The following is a 7,401-nucleotide window of genomic DNA, read 5'->3' as shown; positions in this document are numbered from 1 at the left end:
TGGCAGGCCGAGTTGTGGCGAGCGCTGCTGGATGATGTCGGCGAACAAGGCATGGCGCAGAGCCGTGCCGGCGTCCATCAACGTTTCATGGAGCTCATCAACACCCTTGATGAGGCTCCGGCTTCACTGCCGCCGCGCGTTATCGTCTTTGGCATTTCTTCATTGCCCGCACAAGTTCTTGAAGCGCTCGCCGGTCTGGCGCGCTTCAGTCAGGTTCTGCTTTGCGTACACAACCCCTGTCGCCATCACTGGGCCGATATCGTCGCCGACAAGGATCTGCTGCGACATCAATACAAGCGCCAACAACGCAAAAGCGGGATGCCAGTTGTACTTGATGCCGAGACCCTGCATCAGCACGCACATCCGTTGCTGGCCGCTTGGGGCAAGCAAGGTCGCGACTATATCAACCTGCTCGACAGCTACGACGACCCCAACAGCTACCGCGCAGCCTTTCGTGACGGCCGCATCGACCTGTTCAGCGAAGCCCAGCCCCACAACATGCTTAACCAGCTGCAGGACGACATCCTCGAATTGCGCCCCCTCAACGAGACTCGTGAGCTCTGGCCCGCTGTCGACCTGACGCAGGACCAATCGATCCGGTTTCACATCGCCCACAGTGCCCAGCGCGAAGTCGAAATCCTGCACGATCAACTCCTGGCGCGTTTCAGCGCTGACCCGGCTCTACGCCCACGGGACGTGATCGTGATGGTCCCGGATATCGACAGCTATGCCCCGCATATCCGCGCGGTTTTCGGTCAGCTCGATCGATTTGACCCGCGCTTCATTCCTTTCACTTTGGCGGACCAGGGCCAGCGTGGACGTGATCCGTTGCTAATCGCGGTCGAACATTTGCTCAAATTGCCGGACAGTCGTTTCCCGGTCAGTGAGATCCTCGACCTGCTCGATGTCCCGGCTCTGCGTGCTCGCTTTGGCGTAGAGGAGCGCGACCTGCCAACTTTGCATCGCTGGATCGAAGGCGCCGGCGTGCGTTGGGGCATGAGCGCGGAGCAACGGGCCGGTCTCGGATTGCCGGAGCAACTGGAGCAGAACAGCTGGCATTTCGGCCTGCGCCGAATGCTGCTGGGCTACGCCGTCGGCAGTGCCGACGCATGTGCAGGTATCGAGCCTTACGACGAAATTGGTGGGCTTGATGCTGCCCTGATCGGTCCACTGGTGGCTCTGCTGGATGCCTTGGAAATCGCTCATCGGCAACTCACGCAACCGGCTCAACCGAAAGAGTGGGGGCTGCGTTTGCAGGCGCTGATGCAGGTGTTCTTTCAGGCGAGCAACGAGCACGACGACTACCTGCTGACCCAACTGGAAGAGCTTCGCGAAACCTGGCTGGAGACCTGCGAGGCGGTCGGGCTGACTGACGAACTGCCGCTGACTGTCGTGCGCGAAGCCTGGCTCGCCGGGCTGGATCAGGGCCGTTTGTCGCAACGATTCCTCGCCGGTGCGGTGAATTTCTGCACCTTGATGCCGATGCGCGCCATTCCTTTCAAACTGGTATGTCTGCTGGGCATGAACGACGGCGATTATCCGCGCGCGCAGCCGCCGCTGGACTTCGATCTGATGGGCAGCGATTACCGACCTGGGGATCGCTCACGACGTGAAGACGATCGCTACCTGTTACTCGAAGCGCTGTTGTCCGCACGCTCTCAGCTCTATATCAGTTGGGTCGGTCGCAGCATCCGTGACAACAGCGAACGACCTGCCTCGGTGCTCATCGGCCAGTTGCGCGATCACCTCGCCAGCGGCTGGCGTTCAATCGACCCAAGCCAGGATCTGTTAGACGCGCTGACCGAAGAACATCCCCTGCAACCTTTCAGCGCCCGCTATTTCCACGAAGGCGAGCAACTGTTCAGCTACGCCAGCGAGTGGCAGGTGTTGCATCAAGAGAAAGCGCAGCAAAGTGAAGCACCGTTACTCGCGCCATATGTTCAAGAGGAACCGCTGACGCTGGCATTGCTTCAGGATTTTCTGCGTAATCCGGTTCGGCATTTTTTCACCCAGCGTCTCAAGGTCTATTTCGAGGCCGCGCAAGCGCCGTTGGCCGATGAAGAACCTTTCGTGCTCGACGCGCTGCAGCGCTACACGCTCAGCGACAGCTTGCTGGAAGCCGCACTCAGCCAGCCGGACAATATCGATCAGGCGCTGCAAGCCCGGGCGCTGCGCCTGCAAAACAGTGGTCTGCTGCCTATGGCCGGTTTTGGCGAATGCCTACAGCGTGAACTGATCGAACCGCTACCGGATCTTCTGCAGCGTTATCAACAGTTGCTGACGTTATGGCCGACGCCGTTGACCAGTGCGATCCCGGTCAGTCTCGACCTGCAAGGTTTGCGGCTGGAGGGCTGGCTCGCAAACCTGCATCAACGCGCCGATGGCGGTCTGCTGTCGGTCACGACCATTCCCAACAGCATCGGCTCGATCAAAACTCGCAAGTGGCATCGGCTGACCAAACCGTGGGTCACCCATCTGGTCGCCTGCGCCAGCGAGCATGCGTTGACCACGGCATTGGTCGCCAGTGATGACACATTGTTGCTGGAGCCAATGGAGCGAGACCGAGCGCTGCGTTTGCTCGGTGACCTGCTTCTTGCGTGGCAATCAGGCATGCGCCAACCCTTGCCGATTGCGATAAAAACCGCGTTCGCCTGGTTGTCTCAAACTGACCCGGTCAAAGCCGAAGCCGCTGCACGAAAAGCCTATGAAGGTGACGGCCAGACCAGTGAGGGCGAGCGGCGTGAAAGCCCGGCACTGCTCCGGCAATATCCCGATTTCGATGCACTGTTGGCAGACGAAACCTTCACAGGCTGGTGCGACGCGTTGTACCGCCCATTATTCGAAGCGCCGTGGCGTTCCTTGTCCAGCGAAGGTGCGCGCGCATGAGTACCAAAACACCGTTGGCTCTGGCCTTCCCGTTGCGCGGCAGCCAGTTGATCGAAGCAAGCGCCGGCACCGGTAAAACCTTTACCATCTCGGCACTTTATCTGCGGCTGATTCTCGGTCATGGCGGCGAGAGAAGCGGTTTCGCACGCGAACTGCTGCCGCCGCAGATCCTCGTAGTGACGTTTACCGATGCTGCCACCAAAGAGCTGCGTGAACGCATTCGGACACGCTTGGCTGAGGCCGCGCGATTCTTCCGCGATGAAATCACTGCCCCCGACGGACTGATTGCCGAGTTGCGCGATCAGTTCGATCCGCAACAATGGCCGGGCTGTGCCAACCGCCTCGATATCGCCGCGCAGTGGATGGACGAAGCCGCCGTCTCCACCATTCACAGCTGGTGTCAGCGCATGCTGCGCGAGCATGCGTTCGACAGTGGCAGCCTGTTCACGCAGTCGCTGGAAACCGATCACAGCGATTTGCTCGGCGAGGTGCTGCGCGATTACTGGCGGCTCTTCTGTTACCCGATGCAGGGCGATGCGCTGAACTGGGTGCGCAGTAATTGGGGTGGCCCCGCAGCGTTGTTGCCTCGGGTACGCGGCTTGTTCGCCAGCGAGCGAGACACCGATGAAGGCAAGGTGCCTGCGGAGCTGATCGCCGAATGTTTGCTGGAGCGGCGAGCGGCGTTGGTCGAACTGAAAGCGCCTTGGCGTGATTGGGCAGACGAACTGCTCGCGCTCTGCCATGAAGGCGTCGCCAGCAAAACCGTCGATGGCCGCAAGATGCAGGCGCGTTATTTCGAACCCTGGTTCGAGAAACTCAAGACCTGGGCCGAAGACGAGGCGCTTGAGCAACTGGACATTGGCACCGGCTTCACCCGTCTGACACCCGAAGGTATGGCCGAGGCCTGGAAAGGCCAGGCCCCGAGTCATCCGGGGCTGGACGCCATGTCCGCACTCAAATCGAGCCTCGACGCATTGCCGACGCCCGATGCCGCTGTTCTGCAACACGCTGCCAAGTGGGTCGGTGCACGCTTCGAAGAAGAGAAGCGTCGCCGCGCAGAAATGGGGTTCGACGACATGCTGTTGCGTCTCGATGCCGCGCTGCAATCGGAGGGCGGCGAGCGTCTGGCAACGCTGATCCGCGAGCAGTTCCCGGTCGCGCTGATCGACGAATTCCAAGACACCGATCCGGTGCAATACCGCATCTTCGAAAGCATCTACCGCATCGAAGACAATCACCCTGACACCGGCCTGTTCCTGATCGGCGATCCCAAACAGGCGATCTACGCCTTTCGCGGTGCCGACATCTACACCTACTTGCGCGCACGCCAGGCCACTACCGGCCGCTTGCATACGCTCGGCACCAACTTCCGCTCCAGCCACGGCATGGTCACAGCGGTTAATCACGTATTCGAACGCGCCGAGTCCCGAGAGCAAGGACGCGGCGCGTTTTTGTTTCGCGAGAAAACCGGCGAAAACCCGGTGCCGTTCCTCCCGGTCGAGTCTCAGGGGCGCAAGGAAACGCTGCGGATTGCCGGGCAAGACGTCGCGGCACTGAATGTCTGGCTATTGTCTGGCGATCAGCCGCTGTCCGGCGCGGTCTATCGCCAGCAAATGGCCGCCGCCTGCGCCAGTGAAATCACCGCACTGCTCAATGGCGGGCAAAACGGTAGCGCTGGTTTTGTTCAGGCAGATGACTTCAGAGGTCTGCGTCCTTCTGACATCGCGATCCTCGTCCGCGACGGTAAGGAAGCCCAGGCCGTACGCGCCGAACTCGCCGCCAGAGGGGTGCGCAGTGTTTATCTGTCAGACAAGGATTCGGTGTTCGCCGCGCAAGAGGCGCACGACCTCCTGGCGTGGCTGAAGGCTTGCGCCGAACCCGATGTCGAACGCTCGCTCAAGGCTGCGCTGGCCTGCACCACATTGAACCTGCCGCTGATCGAACTGGAGCGCCTGAACCAGGATGAAATGGTCTGGGAAGCCCGGGTCATGCAGTTCCGCGGCTATCGAGAGCTCTGGCGCAAGCAGGGTGTGTTGCCGATGTTGCGGCGCCTGCTTCACGACTTCCACCTGCCGCAAACCCTGATGCAGCGCAGTGACGGCGAGCGCGTACTGACCAACCTTTTGCACCTCTCGGAGCTGATGCAGCAAGCCGCTGCTGAACTGGACGGCGAGCAAGCATTGATCCGCCATCTGGCCGAGCTGCTGGCATTGTCCGGTCAGGCCGGTGAAGAGCAGATTCTGCGTCTGGAAAGCGACGAGCAACTGGTCAAAGTGGTGACCATTCACAAATCCAAGGGGCTGGAATATCCGCTGGTGTTCCTGCCATTCATTTGCTCGGCGAAACCGGTGGATGGCAGCCGTTTGCCGCTGCATTACCACGACGCTGCGGGCAAGGCGCAGATCAGCCTCAAACCGACTCCCGAGTTGATCGCCCTGGCTGACGATGAGCGTCTGGCCGAAGATCTGCGTCTTCTGTATGTCGCATTAACGCGCGCGCAGCATGCCTGCTGGCTGGGCGTCACCGATCTCAAGCGCGGCAATAACAACAGCTCGGTGTTGCACCTGTCTGCGCTGGGTTACTTACTCGGTGGCGGTGCCGCTTTGGGCGAGTCCAGCGAATTGAATCGCTGGCTGCGCGATCTGCAGCAAGACTGCGCGGCGATTGGCATCGGCGAAATGCCTCAGCCCACTGATGAGCATTACCAGCCGCCGCGCAATGAAGCAGTGCTGCGAGCCACACTACGGCCTAAACGCAAAGCCAGTGAAAACTGGTGGATCGCGTCGTACAGCGCCCTGCGCATCAGCGACATAATGAGCATCGGCAGCGACGAAGCACCGGACAGTCCGCAGGCGCAAAAGCTCTTCGACGACGAGCGCCTCGACCCCGACGCGCCACGAGAAATCATCAGCGGTGGCGCCGATATCCACCGTTTTCCTCGCGGACCGAATCCCGGCACGTTTTTGCATGGCTTGCTCGAATGGGCGGGCGCTGAAGGTTTTGGGGTTACCCGCGCAGCGCTGGAAGATGCGATTGCCCGGCGTTGCAACCTGCGCGGCTGGCAAGGCTGGATTACCACGCTGACTGACTGGCTGCAGCATTTGCTCAAGTCGCCGTTGCCAATCGCGGGCGGGCAACCGCCGGTGGTTCTTGAGCAGTTGAAGCAATACCGCGTCGAGATGGAGTTCTGGTTCGCCAGCCACAAAGTCGACGTGCTCAAGCTCGATGAACAGGTGCGCCAGCACACCCACAATGGCGTTGCCCGGGTGGCGGCGGAGCCGGTACAACTCAACGGCATGTTCAAGGGCTTTATCGACCTGACCTTCGAGCACGCTGGCCGCTATTACGTTGCCGATTACAAATCCAACTGGCTCGGCGTGGATGATCAGGCATACACGGTGCAGGTAATGGAGCAGTCGATCCTCGACAACCGTTATGACCTGCAATACGTGCTGTATCTGCTGGCATTGCATCGCCAGTTGAAGGCACGGCTGGCGGATTACGATTACGACCGTCACATCGGCGGGGCGCTGTATCTGTTTCTGCGCGGTACGCGTGCCGAAAGTCGTGGCGTGTACTTCGTGCGTCCACCACGGGAATTGATCGAACGCCTCGACCGGATGTTCCAGGGCAAACCCGAACCCAAGTCCGAACCCGCCTGGGAACAGGGAGTCCTGCTATGAGCCGCACATTCGCCGATCTGCTGCCGACACCGCTTGAAGCGGACAGCCTGTCGAAACTCTCGCCGCTGACCCGCGCCGATGATTTGCTGTTGTTGCTTAGCCGTTGGGTCGAGCGCGGTTGGCTGCGCGCGCTGGACCGCGCCTTTGTCGCTTTCCTGTATGAACTCGAGCCCGAGACCGACCCGTTGGTGCTGCTGGCGGCGGCGTTGACCAGTCACCAGCTCGGCCATGGTCACGTGTGTCTGGATTTGTTCGAAACCCTCAAGGCGCCGGATTTTGCCCTGTCACTGCCGCCCGAAGGCGATGTGCAGGGCGGTGTGTTGTTGCTGCCTTCGCAATTGCTCGAAACGCTCGATGGAGCCCATTGGTGCAACGTGCTGGCAAGCAGTCCATTGGTGGCCTTGGCTGCTGACCCGAGTGAAACAGCGCAGACACGTCCGTTGGTGCTGTCCTCGAAACGCCTGTACTTGCGCCGCTACTGGACCTACGAACGCCGCATCGATGCAGCGTTGCGCCAACGCTTGATGCAACAGGAGCCGACGCCAGATGACCTGCCGCAGCGCCTCAATGGATTGTTCGGCGGCGCGGAATCCGCAGCTGTCATCGATTGGCAGAAACTCGCCTGTGCTCTCGCTACGCGCAGCGCCTTCAGCATCATCACTGGCGGCCCGGGCACGGGGAAAACCACTACGGTGGTGCGCTTGCTCGCATTGTTGCAGGCACCGGCCGTTGAGGCTGGTCATCCGCTGCGCATTCGTCTGGCCGCACCGACCGGCAAGGCCGCTGCGCGTTTGACCGAGTCGATCAGTCAGCAAGTGCAATCACTGCAAGT

The 7,401-nt window shown here is 60.7% G+C and carries 3 protein-coding genes; all 3 read left to right on the top strand.

What is annotated here, in order from left to right; all coding sequences use genetic code 11:
- Positions 1-2,886: exodeoxyribonuclease V subunit gamma (gene recC / locus OQK_RS07350; RefSeq protein WP_016771804.1), on the top strand; the 2,886-nt coding region annotated here is incomplete at its 5' end.
- A complete protein-coding gene (gene recB, locus OQK_RS07345; RefSeq protein WP_016771803.1) occupies positions 2,883-6,569 on the top strand; it encodes an exodeoxyribonuclease V subunit beta in 3,687 nt (1,228 codons plus the stop codon). The genes recC and recB, both read left to right, overlap by 4 nt.
- Positions 6,566-7,401 (top strand): AAA family ATPase (locus OQK_RS07340; RefSeq protein WP_016771802.1); only part of this gene is annotated, 836 nt, incomplete at its 3' end. The genes recB and OQK_RS07340, both read left to right, overlap by 4 nt.

Origin of the sequence: Pseudomonas sp. R62 (assembly GCF_000257605.1) — a bacterium.
Classification (GTDB): domain Bacteria; phylum Pseudomonadota; class Gammaproteobacteria; order Pseudomonadales; family Pseudomonadaceae; genus Aquipseudomonas; species Aquipseudomonas atacamensis.
The sequence above is the reverse complement of the archived record's forward strand: the minus strand, read 5'-3'. Positions and strand labels throughout refer to the sequence as shown.

Bases quoted from the DNA above. Each gene is read 5' to 3' on its own strand.
- recB (WP_016771803.1), top strand. From the start codon at position 2,883: ATGAGTACCAAAACACCGTTGGCTCTGGCCTTCCCGTTGCGCGGCAGC.